Source organism: Streptomyces flavofungini (genome assembly GCF_041028215.1).
Classification (GTDB): Bacteria; Actinomycetota; Actinomycetes; order Streptomycetales; family Streptomycetaceae; genus Streptomyces; species Streptomyces flavofungini_B.
In genome coordinates, this window is sequence record NZ_JASKYR010001472.1 from 1 (window position 1) to 556 (window position 556).

Genomic DNA, 556 nt, shown 5'->3' on the forward strand with positions numbered 1-556 from the left:
CAGGAAGGCCTCGCCGTGTTCGTTGAGCCGTATCCGACGGCCCTGGCGGTCGAACAGCAGGACCCCGAGCTCCGACTCCAGCCGGCCGATCGTGCGGCTCACCGAGGGCTGGGCGACGCGCAACTCCTGTGCGGCCCGGCTGATGTGCTGATGACGGGCGACGGCCTGGAAGTACCGCAGTGACAGAAGATCCATGACGACAGTGTCGCCGGGCGGGAACACGGCGCGGGCGCGGGAGGCCGCGCTGCCCTGCGGCACGAAGGCCACCCGGCCGGGTCATGCCCTACGTACGGGCGGCACCCCGTCCCCATACGAGGAGCCCCGTGCCCTCTTCGTCGGCGGTGAAGCCGGTGTCGGCACGACGCGGCTCCTCCGGGAGTTCCTGGGGCGGGCCGCCGCGGACTTGGCCGTCGTCGCCGTCGACGGCATTCCTTGACACCCCCGGAGCGGGCTGCTCTGGTGGACGGACCGGCGTCAGCCAGGCGCCCGTTCATTCCTGGGGGCGAGGAATGAACAGCATCGTCGTCGGAGAGTTCGGAGAGTTCGGGGTCACTCT

General features: G+C 70.7%; 2 protein-coding genes. One reads left to right on the plus strand and one right to left on the minus strand.

What is annotated here, in order from left to right:
* Positions 1-195, minus strand: a 195-nt coding sequence (locus AB8Z36_RS41710) for a LysR family transcriptional regulator (protein ID WP_369218522.1), incomplete at its 3' end; no start/stop codon positions are given.
* Here AB8Z36_RS41710 and AB8Z36_RS41715 point away from each other — a divergent pair.
* Positions 194-436, plus strand: a complete 243-nt coding sequence (locus tag AB8Z36_RS41715; protein WP_369218523.1) for a hypothetical protein — start codon at positions 194-196, stop codon at positions 434-436. The two genes, AB8Z36_RS41710 and AB8Z36_RS41715, sit on opposite strands and share 2 nt — an antisense overlap.
* The last annotated feature ends 120 nt before the right edge of the window (positions 437-556 follow it).